General features: G+C 59.1%; 14 protein-coding genes. 2 read left to right on the top strand and 12 right to left on the bottom strand.

Going from position 1 to position 21,659, the window contains the following annotated elements:
* Positions 1-129: 129 nt before the first annotated feature.
* A complete protein-coding gene (locus tag ISP18_RS00695; protein WP_380016002.1) occupies positions 130-2,397 on the bottom strand; it encodes a WD40/YVTN/BNR-like repeat-containing protein in 2,268 nt (755 codons plus the stop codon).
* An 867-nt stretch (positions 2,398-3,264) separates the two neighbouring features.
* Between ISP18_RS00695 and ISP18_RS00700 the strand changes: the two genes are divergently transcribed.
* The gene (locus tag ISP18_RS00700; protein ID WP_380016000.1) at positions 3,265-5,511 is read left to right on the top strand and encodes a LamG-like jellyroll fold domain-containing protein; all 2,247 of its coding nucleotides are present in this window, start codon (positions 3,265-3,267) and stop codon (positions 5,509-5,511) included.
* 114 nt (positions 5,512-5,625) lie between these two features.
* Here ISP18_RS00700 and ISP18_RS00705 read toward each other — a convergent pair whose 3' ends face one another.
* From ISP18_RS00705 to ISP18_RS00755, 11 genes are all read right to left on the bottom strand, one after another.
* A complete protein-coding gene (locus ISP18_RS00705; RefSeq protein ID WP_380015998.1) occupies positions 5,626-6,549 on the bottom strand; it encodes a hypothetical protein in 924 nt (307 codons plus the stop codon).
* A 93-nt stretch (positions 6,550-6,642) separates the two neighbouring features.
* Complete coding sequence (locus ISP18_RS00710; RefSeq protein WP_380015996.1) at positions 6,643-7,506, bottom strand: peptidylprolyl isomerase; 864 nt, start codon at positions 7,504-7,506, stop codon at positions 6,643-6,645.
* Between the two features lie 78 nt (positions 7,507-7,584).
* Complete coding sequence (locus ISP18_RS00715; RefSeq protein ID WP_380015994.1) at positions 7,585-8,556, bottom strand: glycerophosphodiester phosphodiesterase family protein; 972 nt, start codon at positions 8,554-8,556, stop codon at positions 7,585-7,587.
* An 828-nt stretch (positions 8,557-9,384) separates the two neighbouring features.
* Entirely contained in the window at positions 9,385-9,963 is a 579-nt protein-coding gene (locus ISP18_RS00720; protein WP_380015992.1) for a DUF1349 domain-containing protein, read from the bottom strand.
* 217 nt (positions 9,964-10,180) lie between these two features.
* The gene (locus tag ISP18_RS00725; protein WP_380015990.1) at positions 10,181-12,607 is read right to left on the bottom strand and encodes a glycoside hydrolase family 2 TIM barrel-domain containing protein; all 2,427 of its coding nucleotides are present in this window, start codon (positions 12,605-12,607) and stop codon (positions 10,181-10,183) included.
* Positions 12,608-12,624: 17 nt separating this feature from the next.
* Positions 12,625-13,635: an L-arabinose ABC transporter permease AraH gene (gene araH, locus ISP18_RS00730; protein ID WP_380015988.1), complete on the bottom strand. Its 1,011-nt coding sequence runs from the start codon at positions 13,633-13,635 to the stop codon at positions 12,625-12,627.
* A gap of 21 nt (positions 13,636-13,656) precedes the next feature.
* Positions 13,657-15,177 carry an L-arabinose ABC transporter ATP-binding protein AraG gene (araG, locus tag ISP18_RS00735; RefSeq protein ID WP_380015986.1) on the bottom strand — a complete coding sequence of 507 codons (1,521 nt, stop codon included), beginning with the start codon at positions 15,175-15,177 and terminating at the stop codon, positions 13,657-13,659.
* A 4-nt stretch (positions 15,178-15,181) separates the two neighbouring features.
* Positions 15,182-16,183, bottom strand: a complete 1,002-nt coding sequence (locus tag ISP18_RS00740; RefSeq protein ID WP_380015984.1) for an arabinose ABC transporter substrate-binding protein — start codon at positions 16,181-16,183, stop codon at positions 15,182-15,184.
* A gap of 66 nt (positions 16,184-16,249) precedes the next feature.
* Positions 16,250-17,191, bottom strand: a complete 942-nt coding sequence (locus ISP18_RS00745; RefSeq protein WP_380015983.1) for a dihydrodipicolinate synthase family protein — start codon at positions 17,189-17,191, stop codon at positions 16,250-16,252.
* Between the two features lie 9 nt (positions 17,192-17,200).
* Positions 17,201-18,784, bottom strand: coding sequence for an aldehyde dehydrogenase (NADP(+)) (locus ISP18_RS00750; protein WP_380015981.1), 1,584 nt, complete (start codon positions 18,782-18,784; stop codon positions 17,201-17,203).
* Positions 18,785-18,794: 10 nt separating this feature from the next.
* Positions 18,795-20,546, bottom strand: coding sequence for an IlvD/Edd family dehydratase (locus tag ISP18_RS00755; RefSeq protein WP_380015979.1), 1,752 nt, complete (start codon positions 20,544-20,546; stop codon positions 18,795-18,797).
* 116 nt (positions 20,547-20,662) lie between these two features.
* Here ISP18_RS00755 and ISP18_RS00760 point away from each other — a divergent pair, with 116 nt between their 5' ends.
* The gene (locus ISP18_RS00760) at positions 20,663-21,601 is read left to right on the top strand and encodes a LysR substrate-binding domain-containing protein (protein ID WP_380015977.1); all 939 of its coding nucleotides are present in this window, start codon (positions 20,663-20,665) and stop codon (positions 21,599-21,601) included.
* Positions 21,602-21,659 lie beyond the last annotated feature (58 nt).

The raw sequence follows: 21,659 nt of genomic DNA on the forward strand, positions 1-21,659 counted from the left end.
TCAAGGTGGTATCTCACGTAGGCTGGGATGAAATACCAGCTTTCATGCAGATGGCGATGCCGGATTCGATCCCAGCCTACAAAGCTCGAATCCCTCCCCCGAAAAGCAGGGGAGGGAGCGATGCACACATCAGTTCGACGACATGCCGTAAATGATCCCGCGCCCGCCAGTCGTTCCGAGATACACGGTGCCAAACGTCCGCGGGTCGCCAATCACGCGCCATACGCCACCCCATTGATGCTGCGCATCGTTGATCTGCACCCAGGTTGCACCGGTGTCAGTGGAGCGGAATAGGCCGGCCACGCCGTTCACCGTGCCGGCAAGGTAGATGGTCGGATAGTACTTGCCGGGTGCGGCCTTGCCGAAACCGATCGATGCCGCGGCAGTGACAGTGGAGGCGTCGACTTGATTCCAGCTCCACCCGGAACTCTGGCTGCGATACAGGCCAGATGGCGTAACGAGCCAAATATCACCCTGCACGCCAGTAACCGTCACCGCCTGGCTTGTTTCATACGACGGTACTGCAGGCAGGCCGGATGTGGCCGACGCATACCAGGTCACGCCTTTGTCGCCGCTGCTGAAGAACGTGCTCGTAGCTTGATTCCATGCATAAAACAGATTCGCGTTGAGGCCATCGGACAGCACTTGCGAACCGGTTGGCAGGTTGGTGGTACCGCTGCTTGATGAGTAGGTCAACGTCTTCCACGTAGTACCGTGATCGTTGGATGCCACCGGTGCAACATCCGACGGTGCCCATACGATGGTGCTGCCGTCCGCGGAAACTGCCACCGTGCCGCCACCGTTGCTGGAACCCGCCTGATTGGCAAACGCCGTCCAGGTAGTGCCGCCATCGCTCGAAACAGAACCGAACGCGTTGTTGCTGCTGTTGCCGCCACTACCGACGCGCACGATGGTCGATGGTGCGTTCTTCGCAAAGTCGAGTCCGGTGCCGCTACCGCAGACAGGATGGGTGACCTGCGTGCTGGGAGCGATGGTGAGGTTGGTATGCACGAAGCCGCAAACGTCATCAAGCGCGCTGATCAGCGGCGCACCGGTGGTGGGAGAGATCAGTGTTTGCACCACGATTTCCTCGATGCCGTCGGCGCCCACGCTCCAGTGCGTCGTCTGGTCAGCATCGGCAGAGGTCAGATCGGATGTACTCCAGATGCCGCCGCCGAATCCGTACATGGCGTGCGCGGAATTGAAGGGATCGATCACCGCCTCGCCCCAGTTACCGAACGGTGCCTGCGTCTGGCCTTGCGGCACGATCCATGGCGACAAACTTGAATCGCGCACGGCCTTCGCTCCCACGTCGGTCCAGGTCGAACCACCATTGGTGGTGCGATACATAGTGTCGGTAGGCCACCAGTGATCCATCGTCATCACGATGACCGTGCCGGGCTTTTCCGGATCCACCGACAAACCACTGAAACCGGAAGGGTAGTTGTACGGATCGGTCGGCGTGATGTTCTGCCAGGTATTCAAACCGATGCTGTATTTCCACACCTGGCCGGCCGTCATGCCGTTGGGGCCGATGGCATTGCCGTAGGTGATGTACAGATTGCCATCCGGACCAATCATGCCGCGTTGCGGCAGCATGCCTGCGGCAGGACCGCCTGCAACCGGCGCCCACGTCGTGCCGCCGTCCGTGCTCTTGTACAGCGACGATGCTGCGGTGCTGGTGGATACGCCGGCAAAGATGGTCTTGGTCGGTGAGCCCGCACCACTCGAAGGTTTATAGAAAGCAACGAAAGCCACACCCGCCCCGGTGCCGTCGCTGGACAGTGCATTGAAACCGCTCACGTGGCTCCAGGTGCTCCCGCTGTCGGTGCTGGTCCACAAACCGTTAGTGCTGGCTTGATTCGCAGCGTTGAACGTACCGTAGAACAGGACCGAACCCTTGTTCGGATCCACTTGCAAACGTTCGCCCACATTGCGTCCGTCCACATTGCCGCCAACGCGGAAGCTGAGCGGATGCGAAGTAAAATGTGCGCCCTGGTCGGATGACACCAGAACCGCGCCATTGGGTGCCCACGATTGCGTGTATAGGCCCGCCACTAGGTAAAGCATGTTCGGGTTGTTCGGGTCGACGGCAATGCTTTCAATGCCCATCCATCCAGAATCTTGCGGTGGCGTCCAATCGTTCAACGCCACCCATTTCGCTGTCTGCGAGTTGTAACGATAAGCACCGCCCACGTCGGTGCGCGCGTAGAACAATCCTTGCTGTTTCGGGTGCGCGATGATGCCGTCGACATAGCCGCCAGCGACGATTCTAACGTTGTTCCAGGTGTAGGACGGCGTGGTTTGCGCAAGCGTTGCGGCAGGCGATACCGAAAGCGCGGCGAGCACGCCGTAAACCAATCCCCTGGCAACAGCCCGGTGCAAGAGTGTCTTCATAGTCCCCTCCAGTTTGTATGTTGGATCGTTGCGGTGTGGCGCTACGCTGATCCATCAGCTAATTCTGCGTGCGAACGAAGCACTACGCCGTTGTTGTGTAACTAAACAGATATTTAGTTGCTTACTTGGCGAAAGCCGACGGCACTTTATGCCGCGCTGTTTTTCATTCCCCTATTGATGGTGTGTCGGTCACACGACAGTGCAAGCGTTCATGACGCACGTCGCATGGCTTGCTTCATGCTGACGTGGGATGCAACGCGTGCAATGCGTCGTTCATGGCGCTGCACTCTATCGTTCGCTGTCAGGCGAGGCATTGCGAAGAACACAAGAGACACTTATGAAAATTGAAGCTGCGCAGCAGCAATTTCACGGCAAAATGTGAGTCTTTTTCTTTGCCATGCGATCCGGTGATGCAAGAAGGATATATTTTGCGATGCACATCGCAGTCCTGGCGATGATTTGCATTGCCACTGATATCGATATGGATATCTGAGGAGCCCAAATTTTCATGGATCTCATTTTGTTCCTTCAGATTATGTGTGAAGAAAATGCCTTCTGTTTCTCAAAAATGATCGCGTGACCCCAACTGACATTGAGTTGTCCTTGGGGAACATGCTCATGGATCGTCGGTTTCTGCATGATGCGCCTCAAAAATGAGGGGCTATTAATCGCTTTTATCTGATCGTCTTCGGTACGAAATAAGCGCGATACAAAAGTGTCATGTTGGTTTATGAGCAATGGCTCTCATCGAATGATGTGAGAGGTTTCGGAATAAATTTTCTTGTATCCAGCCTCCATTCGTTCTCCGTTGCATTTCTTCCATCGAGCCATGGGCAACGATCCCGATGGCTACCTAGGTGCAAATTTATGAAGCAAATAAACGACCCCATGCTCGATCTGCAAGCCGATGCCGAAGCGCGCAGCAACATTGAGGACGGCTCTCGGCGACGCTTCATCACGGGCCTCGGTGCTGGTGCGTTGCTGCTCGGACTCGGCATCGGCGAAAGCAAAGCCGGAAGCCTGCCAGCATTCAGTTCCGGTCCGGCGGGCAGTCCCTTGAGCACAAATCGCTTCACACATCCGGGTCTGCTCGTTAACGAGGACGATTTCACGCGCATCCGCAACAAGATCAGGAGTGGCGAACAGCCCTGGACAAACTGGTGGAAGACGTTGTGTTCGGCGAGCGCCACCGATTTGCATGGCAAACCCAATCCCCAGGTTGCCGTCTACCGCTATACGAATGCGGGAGCCATGCACTGGGACATTCAGAGGGCGTACTGCTGCGCCTTGCGTTGGAAGATTTCAGGCGACGAGGCTTACGCGAAGTTGGCTGTCGACACACTCGATGCCTGGTCCGCGGCCTTGAAAGCTATCGGGACCATTCCGCCAGGCTCCACCATGCACGAGGATTGGACAGGGTTTCTGCTCGCCGGCATCCAGGGCCATCAATGGGCCAACGCCGCCGAAATCATGCGCACTTACCCGGGCTGGACGCGGCAGGGAGTGGCCCGCTTCCAGAGCATGCTTCGCACTGTGTTTGCGTCGATGGCAAGCGGATGGCTGCAAGGCGTGGCCACCCGAAACAACGGAGAGCCTTGGGCTGCCTTTGCCAACTGGGATCTTGCCGCACTGGCCGGCACGCTTGCCATCGGCGTGTTCTGCGACGATCTCGACCTGTACAAGCAGGCGATCGACTACTACACCTCCAATAACCGGGGCGACATCGGCAAGGTGTTCGGCAACGGCGCATCCATCCACACCGTTTACTTCATGCATCCTGGTTTTATGGGGCAGTGGCAGGAGAGCGGGCGCGACCAAGGGCATGCCACCTTGGGCATGTCGATGTGTGGTGTGTTGTGCGAAATGGCCTGGAAACAAGGCGACGATCTCTATTCGTTGTTCAACAACCGGTTCCTTGCGGGCGCGGAGTACGTCGCAAAATCGAATTTGCTGGATCAGCATGGCAAGCCTTATGTGCTGCCGTTCGCGCCCCAATGGAGTTCTCAGGGTACCTTCACCGCCGATAACAACCAGTCCTACCAGAACATGCGCGCCTGTTGGGAAACCATCTACAACCATTACGTGAATCGCATGGGTCTGGACGCGCCCAACGTGTCGAAGATGGTGCTCAAGTCCGAGCCCAATTACTGGTCGGGCAATGGCGACGACATGGTATTCCCGACGCTCACGAATCGGCTCGACAATTACGTCGGACAGTTGCGCGCACCTTTCGGCGTGTCGGCGGTATGCACCGGGGGCAAAGTAGTGCTTTCATGGTGGGGCGGCAAAGGCACAGCGTCGTACCTCGTCAAGCGTAGCAACAGTGCGAACGGTCCCTTTGCTGTCATCGGTTCCGTCGCGTCGGGCGAGGTGCGGACGTTCAGCGACACGCCTTCGCACGGTGTGTGGTTCTATCAAATTCAGGCCAGCAACAGTGCAAGCGCCGCATCGCACCCGATACGCGTCGCGTTTCCCGGCGAGCTGCGGTGTTCGATCAATCTTGCCGATGGCGGCGGAAACTCCGCCGTGGGCTGGGTCACTCCGAGCAATGGTGAATGGATTCCCAGCAATGGAACGCTGATGAGCGGCGCAAGTTGGGGTACAGGCCGCACGTCGGGCAGTGCCGTTGCGTTCGACGGAAAGGAATCCTATGTCGAGCTCCCTGCCTCCTTGCTTACGGATCTCGGCGATTTCACGGTCGCGATGTGGGCGTACGCCAACTCGCTGCATTGGGACAGCTGTCTGTTGTTCATCGGGCAGGATGGTGGCGCGTACATGCGCCTTGCGCCGCAGTCAGGGAGCGGCCACGTTCGGTTTGCGATCTGCGCCGCGAGCTATCACGACGAGCAGGCGGTCGAGGCCAGTGTGCCGTTGGCCGTCGGTCGGTGGACACACATCGCCGTTACCTTGAGCGGCAATACCGGCAAGATTTACCTCGACGGGAAGCTTGCAGGCGTCACCGATTCCATTTTGTTGTCTCCGCATCAGCTTGGCGATCAAATAAGGATGCTTGGTCGCGACACGAATCATCCGGCGTTCAATGGACGCATCCAGGACTTCTGTCTTTATTCCATGGCATTGAGTGACGCAGAGATCGCGGCGTTGGCAAAGTAAGGCACGCAAAGCTCGCAGCGGCTCTGGATATCGTTTCCCTGCTTAGCGATTTGCTGGGCAGGGAGGCGGTTTCCTATTGCGTTACCAGGGGAACGCATGAAAAAGTTGAATTACTCATCGCTCTGGTGCGCTTTGGTGTGCTTGCTGGGGCATGGTCGCGCGTCGGCCACCGACATTCCGCTCGATCTCATCCAGGAACAGAGCGGCAGCAATTCGCCCGGTTACCTCATGATGTCCTGTGTTCGCGGACGACATGCTCGAATAGAGTATTTTGGCCAACGCAATGGCGGCAGCGCTATCTTCCTCGCCAAAGTCCTCCAGCGCCGGGTCTCTGAGTAGATCCTCATCGGCAGGCAACGTGCCTTGCGCTGAAATCCGCGCATATATTTGCCAGGAAGCGGTGGCTATCGGATCTCGCGCGACGAGTTTGCCGTCCTCTATCAGCTGAGCCATCAACCCGGCTGCTTCCGCATCCGGTTGCAAAGCCATGTCGTGGAGTGCGGCCACATCATCCGCATAGTAGGCGTAGACCGCTGGCATGTCGTCAGGCGACACGTCATCGCCCATCGCATCAACATCCTCGGCGTCTTGTTGGAGCTTTTGCTCCAGCACACGGCGCTTTGCCTCGGCGTTCCCCGCATTTGCAGCGTCGCGCATGCGCGAAAGAATTTCATCGTCGGATGAAGCCAACTTCTTCGCACACGCCGCGGTCAGTCGTTCCTGCTCAGCGTTCGCCGGCTCCGATGCGGTTATCGGCGCCGCTTCGGGCTGCGATTCAGACACGGCTTGCGCGGAAATGCGACTGCACAGCTCGTCCATGCTGGCACTATCAAACAGGTGGCTCGCCGGATCGCTATGGATGGTGGGAGCGATGCTTTGATGAAGAGAAGTTTGATTGCCAGGAGTGAATCGTGGTGTGCTCGTTGTTGCTGTCGGTGCAGGGACATCCCGGGTTACATGCATCACGCCGCTCAAAGCGACGGCCGTGCTTAACGTCGCGGCCACCCACCACAGACGGTGACGAGTAAACACGGGCATGCGCGCCCCATGCGCTGCCCTTACCCAAGGAGAGCGATGGGTGGGGGCATCCTTGCCCATCCGGCTTGGCTGGCGCGCAGGTAAAGCCATGCGTTATTTGGCTGTGCGGCCGTCAAGCGTTGCTTTGTTGAACTCAACCGGCGTGCTCTGCATCCACTGGGCAATGGTCGAATCCACTGCCTCATCGCGCATAAGCGACTCGATCATCTTATGCCGGTTTTCGAAGGTGGCTGCGACTTTCTGTTGCACCAGGATCACGTGATAACCCTTCGCGCCCCTGACAGGAGCGGTTACGTCCCCATCATGAAGTTGACTGATTGCCGGCAGAAATTCGGTCGCAACGAACATGCCAAGCATGGGTGGTAGTTCGCCTCCGTCCTTGGCCGTTTGCGGGTCATCCGATTCGGTTTGCGCCAGGCTTGCGAAGTCAGCGCCGGCATCAAGCTTCTTTTTGATCTGCTGGGCCTTGAGCAAGGCGTCATGTTCGGAACGTTGGCCACCATTTTTGGTTGGTCCAATCGCGATGAAGATATGGCTGAGCTGGTATTCGTCGTACGCGTTGGGATGCGAATCCATTCGTTGTTTCACATCATCGTTCGTGATCGGTGCGGAGGCGTACAGATGATCCCGCTCGGCGCGCGCAAGAACGTTGTCGATCGCAATGCGAATCTTTGCGGCGATGGCATGGTCCTGATCAAGCCTGTCCTTGCGTGCGCGGACAGCGAGAACTTCCATTTGCGCAAACTGTTTGAGCTGGTCGGCGTCCTCGGCGAACGACGGGAGACCGGATGTCTCCTGCAACGCAACGGCGACGTCGCGATATTGTTGCGGGGATAGCGCCGTATCGCCTACGCGCAGGGTCGTTGGCGATGGGTCGCCCGCCAGTGATGAAGCAACGGGCATGGCGGTGATGCCGATAAGCGCGACAGCGTAGAAAAATCGACGATGGGGTGTCATAAGTGGGATGCCTTCAAGGGGCGTACTGCGCGATATGAGAGAGGGGGCGGTTGGCCACCCCCTCGCTTGGAGCTCAGATCAATGAAGTCCCTTGGACCTGAGGAAGCCGATCAAGCCCTGCGGGTTGTCGGTGGTGATGAAGGTGAAGCCTTCCGAAACCAGGAAGTTCCAGTCGCCGCGATTATCGGCGGTGTCTCGGCCACCCCAATACGAGAAGTACAGGTCAGACAGCCTGTAGCAGCACTGTCCGGTGTTCTTGTAGAACTCATTCTGACCCGGGGCATCCGGAAGCGCATTGAAGGCGCCGACGGCCAAGCGCGCGCGCTTGGCGTTATTCAGTTGCCCTTGCAGCAGGCCATTCCGTTGCTTCACGTTGATCTCAACGGCCGGCGACCTTGCCTGCCAACCGCTTTCCACTGCACTCACATTGATCTTGGTGAGCATATTGGTGGTGAATACAGGAATGACGCGAATCGTCGGTGCATCAGCCCGGAACGAGTTGTAGGAGGGGTACAGCGTCGCGTTGACTTTCACACCTACGACGTCGCTTGGGCGGGAGAAGTTTTCCTGGGCCAATCGATCGATAGCACGCACGGCATCCTGCGTCTTCGTGTCGAAGATCATCGGCGTACGCATACCGTGTTGATTCCAGTAGCTAAACACACCGGAGATATCTGGTACGTAGTAGCCGGTTACCCGGTTGCGATCCGGCGTCAGCAGATGCAGGAACTGGATGGTCTCCCAACTGAGGGAAGCCACACTCGGATTGGTGCCTCGGTTGTTCATCGGGTTGTATTTATGGCCGCCGCGGAACGCGTTATAGACGTCGGTGGTGCGCCCGAGGTTGTAATCGTGCATTAGCACCGGAACGCCTTCCCGCGTCATCTTCACGTCCAACTCGACGGCATCCATGCACTCGTCGTCCGCTTTCTGCAGCGAGCCACGCGAGTTTTCTGGCAAGGTTGCATCACCCGAGTAGCCGCCCCACAGGCCACGATGCGCCAGCACCGACACCTGCCTGGTAGGTATAGTCTTCAACAGCGTGGCCATCCTGTTACCGACGGGCAACCAACATCCCGCGTGGGAAAGCTGAGGAACGAGACTAGCAGACAGCAGGAGCGTCAGGCACAGCAGCTTGCCTTTCGCTCCACTTTTGGAGAAGTGGTTCATAACTTGCCTCTTGATTGAGTAAGGGAGCGCGACGACCTTGTCCGTCGCAGACGAACACCTGCATCGGAAGCCCTCCTTCGACCCGCTGCAGGAGCTTCGCCGGGTTCGCATGCTATTTATTCACTATGACTGAAATATTAAATGGACGTCCAAAACGCGAAGAATGAGAGATATCGTCCCGTTTCGACAGCAATATGTCCTGTTGAAACTGCAAGAATAAATTGACTACAGCGACATCCCATCTGTCGATGGTTGTGAGTGGATGCGCTACGGGGCATTCGCCTTGTTTGTCGAGCGAACATCACAAAAAAGCGCCCGCGATGCGGGCACATTGCGGGCGCTAACGGGCTACTTAAATGACTGCCCCGCGGAAAGGTTCGGTGCGTCATGCGTATCGCCTTCCGTGTCCCCACACACTGAATGTGCAAGCTATGCCAGTCGCTGCGTTCAGCTCGACCAAGGTCGAAGAATATTGGTACGCATGCGCAATTCTACTGTTCCAGCCAGCGAAGACCATGGCTCGAAAGGGCGGGTTTTCAGTGCCATTAGGCCAATATTTTCTGAGGAAAATTGCGATTTTATTCGGGCTGGCAAGGCAATTAATCGGCCCAATTTGGGCTGTGACAAAGTGATGGCAATCACTTTGCCTGTCTTTAACAGCGTTGAATCCTTTCCCTGGCAACTCCGAAGGAGTCAGATAGGTTTCTACTACCGCAAATTCCAGAGATTGATTTTCTGCGGCAGGTAATGGAAATCCGTGAACAAGGCGCTTGCTCCATTCCCATCCGGCGACTGCGCGGAAAAGCCCGCCAGCAACCCATCGCCCGGTGGCAGAGTGAGTTTGCGAATGATCGTCCAGGCTTTGCCGTCTTCGGACGCGTAGAAGAAGATGGTTCCATCGGCCTTGGCGATCTTCAGATAAATCGACGTGCCACTTACAGGGAATGACGTTGCGTCGTCGGAGGACCCACGCGTTACCACCGAGATCACGTCAAGGCGATGGTCGGCTTGCGCTTCCACGCAAAGCTTGGCCCAGGTAGACGTTGATGCGTACAGGGCAAGGCAGCCAGCGTCGTAGGTTGCGTGTGCCTTGACCTCGACCTTGGTACTGAGCATGAAATCGTCAGCTGCTTTGAATAGCAATCGCGGCGAACTATTCGCGGTATATCCGCCGCCGGGATAGACGAACCAGTCGGTTTTCTTTCCTGCTGTCAGCGTGAGGGAGTTGGCGTTGGCGTTCCACTCGGCGGCTTTGTTTTGCCAGGTATAAGGGGAGGGGAGCCCCACAAGCGTTGGTGAGGAGGCTTGGGTGTTTGCAGCGTCTGCGCCGATGGATATCGCAGCGATGGCTATTGCGCTGCAGAGGCAACTCATCATTCGCATTCATCACTCCGCTGTCTAGCGTAAGGGTGGCCAATATTTCAGTGAGCCGTGAAGCCTCGCATGTCATTCCGGCGAGTATTGTCGCGGGTATTAAGTGGGAAGCATTTGAGAGAATCCGAGGTTAAGGAGACACGGCATGGAGATAAATCCGCCGCGTCGTCAAACCATCCACATCGACGTGCACCTCAATCGGCCCCGCTTGCAGGACAGAGCGAACCACGGCGACCACTCGTCCATGAAACGTCTTCCATTGCCCCGACTGGAAGCTGGAAATGTCATCGGGCTTTCCGTTGCCCATGCCGGCAAGCTTTCCTGCACCAACGACGCGAACGCTCACACGCCGGTCATCGCTTTGGTTGTACACAGGCGTGCCGTTGTCGTCGACGAGCGCGATCGTGACGTATGCCAAATCTTCGCCGTTGGCGCGCAGTTGCGTTCGATCGACTGATACATCGACGCCTGCCGGCTTACTCGCCGTGCGCAATTCCCATTGCCTCGCGGCATGGCCGTCCTGATAACCGATTGCCACAAGACGTCCAGGGTGATACGGCACCGAGTACGTTGCTTTGTATTGCGTGTCTACGTTGGTGGACTTTCGCCCCAGGCTTTTGCCATTGAGCAACAACTCCACTTCCGGATATTCGGAATACACGACAACATTTAGCGGCTTGCCTTCCTGACCAGGCCAGGTCCAGCTTGGATGGACATCATCCAATGACCAATCCGTGTGAGGCTGGGTCAGCGTGAACATATGCCGGTTGGGCAGATCTTCGGTGCCTGCGGGCTGCTGCACAAATGCCGAAATAGGGTCAATGCCCGTCTTCCAGACCACCTCGCGATAGTATGCCGCAGGCCGCTTGCGTCCCGTCGCGTCGATCTCGCCGCAATAGGCGAGATGCCAAGGGTAGGGGCCGAGTTTTTGCCAATCCTGGCTATAACCCATCCAGCCAATGCCGGTCTCGCCGATGTAATCCACCGACGTCCAGACGAAGTCGCCAATCACCCAAGGCATCGTTTCCGCCGCACGCCAATAGGTGAACGCGTTCTTGGACGTCGATTCCGTGGTGAACATGACACGCTGCGAATACGTTTGATGGTCCCGTGCGAAAAGCGGTTCGTTGTAGTTGTATCCCGCAACGTCGAGGTTGGCGAATTGGTCGGCGATGTGCGGCGTGTCGACGTTGATCGCTTCGGTGACCGGCCGGGTCGGATCAAGTCCGCGCACACGCTCCGCCAGTTTGCGACCCGTTTCCACGCCCGATGGCGTTCCTTGTTCGGGAATCTCGTTGCCGATGCTCCAGAACAGCACGCTCGGGTGATTGCGTCCGCTGATGACCAGGCTATCGATATCCTGCGACCAGTCCTGTTTGAAGAAACGCGCGTAGTCCATGGGCGTCTTGCTGATGTTCCACATGTCAAACGCTTCGTCGATGACGAGCATGCCCAGCTCATCCGCGGCGTCGAGCGTGGCCTGGCTGGCTGGGTTATGCGCACTGCGGATGGCGTTGTAGCCGGCGGCCTTCATCAGGGCCACTTTGCGTGCATCGGCATCCGGCCAGCCCGCTCCGCCAAGCATGTAGTTGTCGTGATGGATGTTGCCACCGCGCAGCAGCACCTTGTTGCCGTTGATAAGCAGGCCGTGCACGGCATCGACGGTGATGGTGCGAGCGCCAAAACGCGTCCGCCGTTCATCGGTGATCGCGCCATTTACGTAGACGTCCTGGACGAGCGTATACAGATTGGGCGAGTCGGGAGACCACAGCGCCGGATTCGTTATCGCAAGCGTTTCGTCCAACTGCGCTTTGGCGCCTGCGGTGAGCGACTTGTCCTGATGCGACTGCGCAACAACTTGGCCATTGGCCGACAGTATCTTCGAAACCACGTCGACTTTGCGCGTTTGCGACGAATCATTGGCCATCACGGCGTGCGTGACCACTTTCGCAAGCGCCGACGTTGCCTCGGGCGTTTTTACAAAGATGCTGTCCGGATCAAGATGTACGCGATCCAGAATGTCCAGGCTGACCGGACGAATCAACCCCGAGCCTGCGTACCAGCGAGAAGACGGATCGGCATGATTGACGCGGATGGCAACGACGTTGTCACCCGCATGGACCTTGCCCGTCAAATCCACACTGAAGGCTGTATAGCCATAATGATGTTGCGCGAGATGCTGGCCGTTGAGCCAGATGTCCGCATCCATGTAGATCGCTTCGAAATTCAGATGGACGACGCGTGCAGCATCGTCGGCGCTGAGCATGATGTGCCGCCGATACCAGCCGATGCCGCCGGGCAAGTAACCGGAGTTCTGCCCTCCTGGTGTATTCGGATCGTACGGTGCGCTGCCATCGGGTTTGTCCTCAATCGACCCATCGTGCGGCACCTCAACCTTGAGCCACGCATGATCATCGTAGATGGGCGACGAGGCGCTGGTTATGTCGCTTTTTTGAAACAACCAATCGCGTGACAGGTTGCGCTCCTCAGCACAGAGGGGCATGGCGATGCCCAGAAGAACGGCGGCAAAGGGCATGTGCCGAACCCATTTGATCATGCCTGTTTCTTCCTTCATCACACGCCGCGCTTGCTACGCCGGAGCTGGTCGAATAGCACCGCCAGCAGCAGGATGCCGCCGCGGATCAGGTATTGATAAAACGTCGGGACATTCATCAGGCTCATTGCGTTCTGCACGGCCCCCATGATCAGCACACCTACCAGTACGCCCGAAATCGTTGCCACACCACCGGTGAGCGATACACCCCCTAGCACGCAGGCGGAGATGACACCGAGTTCGAGGCCTACCGAAGTCTTCGGGTCGCCCAGGCTCATGCGCGACGCAAGCATCACGCCGGCGAAGCCAGTCACCAGTCCCTGCAGCACGAACACCATGATTTTGATGCGCACGACCGGCAGGCCCGCCAGCAAGGCGGCTTCACTGTTACCGCCCACGGCAAGCACTTGCTTGCCGAACACGGTCTTATTCAGCAGAAAGCCGAACAGCACGAACCCGACGATATTGCTCCAGATCGGATACGAGATGCCGAGAAACGAGCCGCTGCCAAGATCGAAGAAGCTTTCCTCGGAAATCATCACGGCGTCGCCGTTCGAGGTGAGATAGGCGAGGCCGCGCACGGCTTCCATCATGGCAAGCGTGGCAATCAACGAGTTGATCTTGAAGCGTGCGACCAGCACGCCGTTCACCAGGCCAACTGCGCCGCCGGACAAAATGCCAGCGACAATGCCCAGCAGCACGCTATGCGAGTGGGTGATGGTGGTGGCGGCCGCCACGCCCGCGAAGGCCACGATGGAGGCGACTGAAAGATCGACTTCGCCGAGCGCAAGCACAAACATCATGGTGACGGCAATCGAGCCGATCAGCGTGACGGAAAGCAGCAAGCCCAGGATGTTTCGTGTGGTGAGGAAATCAGGCACCGTCGCGGACAGCACCGCGAACAGCACTATGAATATCACTACGATCCCCGACTTGTTGATCAAGTCCCACGCACGTGCACGCGAAGCCGTGACGAGCGACCTGGGTGCTTGAGTGGACGGGGTTTCGTCTGGTTGCATGGCTCGATTCATTTACTCTTCGTCTTAAGTGCTTCAGCGCGGTAGCGCCATCTTGATCAGATCGCCGGGTGTGGCTTCAGTCTTCGGTACGTTGCCAACGATGCGTCCTTCACGCATCACGATGATGCGATCGGCGACGCCAACCACCTCGGCCAGATCGCTGGACACCATCAACACGGCGCGTCCCGCTTCCGCCAGCTCGTAAAGCAGGTGGTAGATCTCGGCGCGGGCGCCCACATCAATGCCACGCGTCGGCTCGTCCATCAGAAACACTTCGATGCGTTCGGCCAACCAGCGCGACAGGATGACCTTCTGCTGGTTACCGCCGGAGAGCGTGCCGATCGTGGTGTCCCCACTACGTGTCTTGATCGCGAGCTTTTGAATGTAGTCCTGCGTCAGCGCATGCTCGCGTTTGGCATCGAGCAGAAAACCTGCGCGGCAGGAGTGGCGGCGCGCGCTGAGGTTGAGGTTGTCGGCCACCGAAGCAATCGCGATGATGCCTTCCTGCTTGCGATCCTCCGGGCATAGTGCGATGCCGGCGCGTACAGCGTCGCGTGGGCTGGTGAAATTCACGCGCTTGCCGCCGAGTTCGACGTGGCCCGCGCTTGCGCGCGTTGCGCCGTAGATCAGCTTCATCAGTTCGGAACGCCCGGCGCCAACTAGCCCAAAGAAGCCCACGATCTCGCCGCGCCTCGCAGTAAACGATGCAGGTTCTGCGAGACCTGGGCCCATCAGCTCCTTCGCTTCGAGTAGCACCTCGCCTGCAACGCGCGGGCGGTAGCCGTAGACGTCCGCGATCGGGCGACCCACCATCGCGGTAATCAGCCGATGGCGGTCGAGGCTGGTCACGGATTCGAATGTCTCTATACGCTTGCCGTCGCGGAACACCGTGACGCGGTCGCACAGCGCATCCACTTCGTCCATGCGATGCGTGACGTAGATGATTGCGCGCCCGTCTGTGCGCAGAGTGTCGATGATGCGAAAGAGATTCTCGATCTCGCGCGCCGAAAGCGAACTGGTGGGCTCGTCGAAAGCGATCACGCGCGCATCGCGCATCAGCGCCTTGCCGATCTCTATCATCTGGCGCTGGCCGATGGAGAGATGCTTTACCGGCGTGCGCGGGTCGATGTGTTCACCGAGGCGCTTGAGTTCATCCACCGCACGTTTGACGAGTGCACGCTCGTCGAGCACACCGAACCGGTTGGGTAACTGCCCTAGCATCAGGTTTTCGGCCACCGTCAGCTCAGGTACCAGATGTAGTTCCTGATAGATGATCGCGACGCCTGCGTCGATGGCCGCGCGTGTGTTGGTGAAGTGGTTCTCCACGCCGTTCAGGCGCAACGTACCTTCCTGCGGATGGTTTACGCCGGAGAGCACTTTTAGCAGCGTGGATTTGCCTGCGCCGTTCTCGCCCATCAGGCCGTGCACTTCGCCAGCGCGTACGTTCAATGATACGTGGTCGAGCGCGCGCACGCCGGGGAAGCTGACGGTGATGTCGTCGAGCTCCAGGTAGGAGTGTTTGCCCGTTTGCGCCACCGCGCCAGCACGCGTCATGGGTTCAAATACCCAATTCAGTGCGCACCGCTTGCCAATTGTCGCGCGTCATCAACTTGCCGACGGTGGGTGTATCGGCGGGAGGCTCTTTCCCGACGCGAATCCAGTCCACAAGGTTTTGCGCACTTTGCCTGCCATGATTCGTTGAACTAACCGCGATCGTGCCGTAGAAGCCGGTGGCTTGCTTCTTCTGGAACTCCGCGAACGCTTCACCGGCGCCGTTGATGCCCACACCGATCACATCTTCGGCTGGGATATGCAATTGCTCGGTCGCGCGTACACCACCTAGCACGGTTTCTTCGTTGAGTGCGTAGATTACCCACTTCTTGATATCCGGGTGCTGTACGAGCACGGGCGAGGCCGCATTGAACCCGCCTTCGTCATCGGTGGTGCGCTGTGGCGCGTCGAAGATTTCGCCTTGCTTGAAGCCATTGGCGAGCAGGGTCTCCGTCGCGCCGTCGGTACGCTGTTTTGCTGTGGGTAGTTGGTCATCGGTGATGCGCAGTGCGCCGACTTCTTCCGGCGTCCAGCCGCGTCGTTTCATTTCATCGGCGATGGCCTGGCCGACCTGGTTGCCGATCTTGGACGCGGACATGCCCAGATGCGGCACACCTTCGAGTGGCGTGCCAGACCCGTCCACCAGCCGATCGTCCACGGTCACGAACTTCATGTTGTATTGCTTCGCGCGGGCCCGGATCGCTGGCCCAAGCCGCACGTCGGGTGGGCAGATCACGAAACCTTGCGCACCTTGTGCGCCGAGGTTGTCGATGGCGGCAAGCACTTTCTCGCCGTCCGGCGTACCAATGCTCACCACCGAAAAGCCATTCTTCTTGCCGAGCTCCGTAGCAGCTTTCTGTTCGTTGATGAACCACGCTTGCTCCGGCATCTTCACTAGGAAGCCAATTTTGAGAGGGGCCTCGCTGCGGTTGCATCCGCTCATGCTGAGAGCGACAGCCATGACCGCTAACACGGTGCAAAAGGTGCGTCGGTGGATCTTACCAGTCATGTTCCAGTCTCCTCACACACGATGGAGAGTGCATTGATTTCGGTGTCGTTATTTTCCGTCATGAAATCATTTTCCCCAATGCAGCACGAGCGGATCGAGACGGCGCGCGATATCGACAAGTTCAGCGCGCGCATGCGGATGCATGGCGGGCAGGGGATGGCGTGGCAGTTCGCAGGCGATCACACCACCTTCTTTCATCAGCGCCTTGCAGGCGAGCAGGCCGGCCTGGCGGTTTTCGTGATTGATGAGCGGCAGCCAGTGCTGATAGCGTGCGAACGCGTCATCCATACGACCTTCGCGATGGGCCTCGATGATCGGGCGGATGCCGTCCGGATAGCCTCCGCCTGTCATCGAACCGGTAGCGCCAGCATTGAGGTCTGCGAACAGTGTGATCGCTTCTTCACCATCCCACGGGCCTTCCGCTGCGTCGCCGGCCAGCTGGATAAGCTCGCGCAGCTTGGTCGCCGCGCCGGGTGTTTCGATCTTGAAGTAAGCGACATGTTCGATCTCGCGAGCCATGCGTGCAAGGAACGCGGCCGAGAGCACTGTGCCGCTCGCGGGTGCATCCTGAATCATGATCGGAATGCCGATCGCATCGGACACGCGCGCGTAAAACTCGTAGATCTGCGTCTCGGGCACACGGAAGGTGGCGCCGTGATAGGGCGGCATCAGCATGATCATCGCCGCGCCCTGTTCCTGTGCGCGTCTGCTGCGCTCAGCACTGATGCGGGTACCGTAGTGGGTAGTGGTGACGATCACCGGCACGCGGCCCGCCACATGCTCGAGCACGGTCCGCGTGATGATCTCGCGTTCATCGTCGGAAAGCGCGAATTGCTCGGAGAAGTTGGCCAGGATGCACAGGCCGTCCGAACCCGCGTCGATCATGAAATCGACGGCGCGCTTCTGGCTGGCCAGATCCAGTTCACCGGTTTCGGTGAAGGTCGTCGGCACGACCGGGAAAATACCGCGGTAGCGCGGTGTGCGGTGCGTATTCGTTGCTTCAGTCATCCCGCCACCTTATTTTGCCGGTTCCAGTTTGCGCGCAAAGCGGCGTTGCAGGCCGAGCGGATTGGCATCGCGCAACGCATCGGGCAGCAGCTCATCCGCAAGGTTCTGATAGCAAACCGGGCGCAGAAAACGCTCGATCGCCGCCGTGCCCACCGATGTACTGCGGCCATCCGACGTCGCCGGAAACGGACCGCCATGCACGATCGCATCGCAAACTTCGACGCCGGTCGGAAAACCGTTCGCCAGCACGCGGCCCGCCTTGCGCTCGATCTGCGGCAGCAGCGTGCGAGCGAGTTCGGCGTCAGCGGGCTCCATGTGCAGCGTGATGGTGAGCTGGCCTTCAAGCTTGCGCAGCACCGTGCGCAGTTCCGCCACATCGGCGCAGTCGACCAGCATGCTGCTTGGGCCGAACACTTCTTCGCCGAGTGAGGGGTCATTAAGAAGATCGCACGCGCGCACGCGCAGCAATGCCGGCTGTGCACGGTCTGATGCAGCGCTACCGCGTGCGAGCGTCGTCACCTGCGGATGCTGCGTGAGTCGTTCGATGCCGCGCTCGTACGCGCGCAGGATGCCAGCCGTAAGCATTACGCCAGCCGGCGCTGCGCTGAATTCATGCGCGGCATGCGCAGCAAATGCATCGAACGCAGTGCCTTCCAGGCTGAGCATCAAACCGGGATTGGTGCAGAACTGGCCGCAGCCGAGCGTGGCCGATGCCGCGAACTCGCGTGCCAGCATTTCACCGCGCGCGGCCAGCGCACCGGGCAGCAGCACGTTTGGATTCACGCTGCTCATTTCGGCGTAGACGGGAATGGGTTCGGCCCGCGCCGCTGCCAGCTTCACCAGTGCCAAGCCACCCGCGCGCGAACCGGTGAAGCCGACTGCGCGAATGACCGGATGCTGGACCAGAGCACTGCCCACGTCATAGCCGGCGTCGAACAGCAGCGCGAACACGCCTGCAGGCAGGCCTGCCGCGGCAACGGCTTGTTGAATGGCACGGCCCACCAGTTCGGAGGTGCCCGGATGCGCAGGGTGAGCCTTCACCACGACAGGGCAACCTGCCGCGAGGGCTGATGCCGTATCGCCGCCGGCTACCGAAAACGCCAGGGGAAAATTGCTTGCGCCGAACACTGCGACCGGTCCGACACCCATACGCCAGAAGCATAGATGGGTGCGCGGTGGTTGGCGTTCGGGCAACGCAGGTTCGATACGTGCGTCGAGTGCGTCGCCGCTTCTTACGAGCGCCGCAAACATGCGCAACTGATTGGCCGTGCGCGCGCGTTCGCCTTCGAGACGCGCGCGGGGCAGGCCGCTTTCGGCCATCGCGCGTTCAATCAAGGTATCGCCGAGCGCTTCGATGCGCGCTGCGCATTCATCGAGAAACTGAGCGCGTTTTTCCAAGGACAACGCGCGATAGACATCGAAGGCTTCATCCGCAAGCTCGCAGGCCCGATCGACATCGGCAGACGATGCACTATGAAAAACAGGTTGTGCGATGGGCGTGTTGCCTGCTGCATCGAACGCCTGGAACGATGCACCTGTGCCGCGTTGCGTTCCGCCTGCGATCAGTAATTCACCGGTGAGCGACATTGTCATGCTTCACCTCTCAATGCGAGTGGCGCGGTACGGCGGCGCCACGCTTACCTACCAGGAAATCCAGGTCGCAGCCTTCGTCGGCTTGCAATACGTGATCGACATAAAGCCGCGCGTAACCGCCTTTGCCCATCTGCTCCGCCACGCCCGGCGCGGTGGCCCGGTCGATCTCGCGCAGACGGAGCTCGAGTTCTTCATCGCTGATGTCCAGATGCAACCGTCCCGCTTCGCAATCGAGTTCAATCCAGTCGCCGTTGCGCACTGCCGCGAGTGGACCGCCCGCCGCCGCTTCCGGCGCAACGTGCAACACCACCGTCCCGTACGCGGTGCCGCTCATGCGCGCATCGGAAATGCGCACCATGTCCTTGACGCCTTGGCGCAGTAGCTTGGGCGGCAACCCCATGTTGCCGACCTCGGCCATGCCCGGATAACCGCGTGGGCCGCAGTTTTTCATGACCAGGATCGAGTCTTTGTCGACGTCGAGCGATTCGTCGCCGATAGTCGCCTTGTAATGATCAAAGTTTTCGAACACCACGGCGCGGCCGCGGTGCTTGAGCAGTTCGGGCGTCGCCGCCGATGGCTTGAGCACTGCACCGTTCGGCGCGAGATTGCCGCGCAGGATGCAGATGCCGCCGTCGGCAATCAGCGGCTGATCGAGTGGGCGAATCACATTGTTGTCATAGATCGGCGCTTCGCGCACGTTGTCCCAGATTGACTTGCCGTTGACCGTCAGTGCACCCGGATGCGGCAGGCGATTCGCTTCGCCTAACCGGCGCAATACCGCCGGCAGGCCGCCTGCGTAATAGAACTCTTCCATCAGAAAGCGACCTGATGGCTGGAGATCAACGAGGGTAGGGGTGTTGCGGCCGACGCGTGTCCAATCTTCCAGTTCGAGCGGCACGCCAATGCGACCCGCGATCGCCTTCAAGTGGATCACCGCGTTGGTCGAACCACCGATTGCGGCGTTAGTGGCGATCGCGTTCTCGAACGCTTCGCGTGTGAGGATCTTCGACAACGTCAGGTCTTCCAACGCCATCTGCACGATGCGGATGCCCGACATGTGCGCAAGCACGTAGCGACGTGCGTCTACGGCGGGAATCGCAGCGTTATGCGGCAATGAGACGCCGAGCGACTCGGACATGCATGCCATCGTTGACGCGGTGCCCATGGTGTTGCAGGTACCTGCCGAACGCGACATGCCTGCTTCGGCAGAAAGGAAATGATGCAGATCGATCTCACCCGCCTTGAGTGTTTCGTGCAGGCGCCACACCGCCGTGCCCGAACCGATGTTCTTGCCCTCGAGCTTGCCGTTGAGCATGGGGCCGCCGGTCACGACGATGGCCGGCACGTCGACGCTCGCCGCGCCCATCAACAAGGCAGGCGTGGTCTTATCGCAACCGCACATCAGCACGACGGCATCGATCGGATTGCCACGGATCGCTTCTTCCACGTCCATCGAAGCGAGATTGCGCGTCAGCATCGCTGTGGGGCGCAGGTTCGATTCGCCGTTGGAGAACACCGGGAACTCGACCGGGAAACCACCCGCTTCATAGATGCCGTGTTTGACGTGTTCGGCCAGCTTGCGGAAATGCGCGTTGCAAGGCGTCAGTTCCGACCAGGTGTTGCAGATGCCGATGACGGGCCGGCCGTCGAATTCATGATCGGGAATGCCCTGGTTCTTCATCCAGCTTCGATACATGAAGCCGTTCTTGTCCGTGGTGCCAAACCATTGTTGAGACCGCAGCTTGGGTTTGCTCGCAGACATTGACCGTGGTTTGTGTAGACAGGGTCGCTGCAGTCTAGGAATAAGGCTGATAACCTACTAATGAGAAATTCGACTCCTCCGATATCCATATCGATATCAATGACGGTGCCTAACCCATGCTCGACACCAACCCGTGGTATGTCCGCACGCGCTTGAAAACACGGCAGTTGTTGCTGGTCGTCGCGCTTGCCGAAGAAGGCAACATCCATCGCGCTGCGTCAGCACTCAACATCACTCAGCCGGCTGCCTCCAAACTGTTGCGTGAGCTGGAAGAAACGCTTGCGGCCCCCTTGTTCGAACGCATGCCACGCGGCATGCGGCCAACGCTTTATGGCGATGCCTTGATCCGTCATGCGCGCATGGTGCTCGGCAGTCTCGATCAGGCCCAGGAAGAACTCGCCGCGCTGAAGGCAGGGCGTTTGGGGCAGGTAGCAGTCGGTGCCATCACTTCGCCGGGCGTGCGCGTTCTCCCGACTGCCGTCGCCGCTGTCAAACGCATGTACGCGAACATTCGCATTGTGGTCGACATCGACACCAGCAATGTGCTGCTGGAACGGTTGGCTCAGGACAAGCTCGATGTGGTGATTGGCCGTTTGTTCCCCGAGCACGACAAGCTTCCATTGCACTACGAGCCGCTAGCCGGCGAGCCCGTCCATGCCGTCGTTCGACGCGGCCATCCGCTATTGACGGCGGGTGCGCTCGGCCTGTCCGATGTGCAACACGGCGCGTGGATCGTGCCGCCGTCCGGAAGCGTGCTGCGGCATCGTTTCGGGATGATGTTTCAGCGTGCGAGTCTGGCGCCGCCGTCGAACGTCGTAGAGACGTCAGCGCTGCTCTTCATTACGCGTGCGCTGGAGCAGAGCGACATGATTGCCGTGCTCGCCGAAGATGTGGCGCGCTATTACGCGGAACACGGCATGGTGGAAATTTTGCCGCTGACGATGGACTGCGAGATGGACGACTTCGGGCTGATTACCCCGGCGAAAAAAATACCGTCTCCCGCCGTGGCACTGATGATCAACGCGTTGCGTGAAGTGAGTCGCGAAGCGTATTGATGCCGTGCCACGCACGCGCCGTTGTTGCAATCTGTGCGTACGGTTCCCTCTCTGCTTA

It is taken from the genome of Dyella humi, assembly GCF_044904605.1.
GTDB lineage: Bacteria > Pseudomonadota > Gammaproteobacteria > Xanthomonadales > Rhodanobacteraceae > Dyella_B > Dyella_B humi.

Excerpts from the sequence above, each read along its gene's own strand:
- ISP18_RS00695 (WP_380016002.1), bottom strand. The coding sequence starts at position 2,397 with ATGAAGACACTCTTGCACCGGGCTGTTGCCAGGGGATTGGTTTACGGC.
- ISP18_RS00700 (WP_380016000.1), top strand. The coding sequence starts at position 3,265 with ATGAAGCAAATAAACGACCCCATGCTCGATCTGCAAGCCGATGCCGAA.
- ISP18_RS00705 (WP_380015998.1), bottom strand. The coding sequence starts at position 6,549 with ATGCCCGTGTTTACTCGTCACCGTCTGTGGTGGGTGGCCGCGACGTTA.
- ISP18_RS00710 (WP_380015996.1), bottom strand. The coding sequence starts at position 7,506 with ATGACACCCCATCGTCGATTTTTCTACGCTGTCGCGCTTATCGGCATC.
- ISP18_RS00715 (WP_380015994.1), bottom strand. The coding sequence starts at position 8,556 with ATGGCCACGCTGTTGAAGACTATACCTACCAGGCAGGTGTCGGTGCTG.
- ISP18_RS00725 (WP_380015990.1), bottom strand. The coding sequence starts at position 12,607 with ATGATCAAATGGGTTCGGCACATGCCCTTTGCCGCCGTTCTTCTGGGC.
- araH (WP_380015988.1), bottom strand. The coding sequence starts at position 13,635 with ATGAATCGAGCCATGCAACCAGACGAAACCCCGTCCACTCAAGCACCC.
- araG (WP_380015986.1), bottom strand. The coding sequence starts at position 15,177 with ATGACGCGTGCTGGCGCGGTGGCGCAAACGGGCAAACACTCCTACCTG.
- ISP18_RS00740 (WP_380015984.1), bottom strand. The coding sequence starts at position 16,183 with ATGACTGGTAAGATCCACCGACGCACCTTTTGCACCGTGTTAGCGGTC.
- ISP18_RS00745 (WP_380015983.1), bottom strand. The coding sequence starts at position 17,191 with ATGACTGAAGCAACGAATACGCACCGCACACCGCGCTACCGCGGTATT.
- ISP18_RS00750 (WP_380015981.1), bottom strand. The coding sequence starts at position 18,784 with ATGACAATGTCGCTCACCGGTGAATTACTGATCGCAGGCGGAACGCAA.
- ISP18_RS00755 (WP_380015979.1), bottom strand. The coding sequence starts at position 20,546 with ATGTCTGCGAGCAAACCCAAGCTGCGGTCTCAACAATGGTTTGGCACC.
- ISP18_RS00760 (WP_380015977.1), top strand. The coding sequence starts at position 20,663 with ATGCTCGACACCAACCCGTGGTATGTCCGCACGCGCTTGAAAACACGG.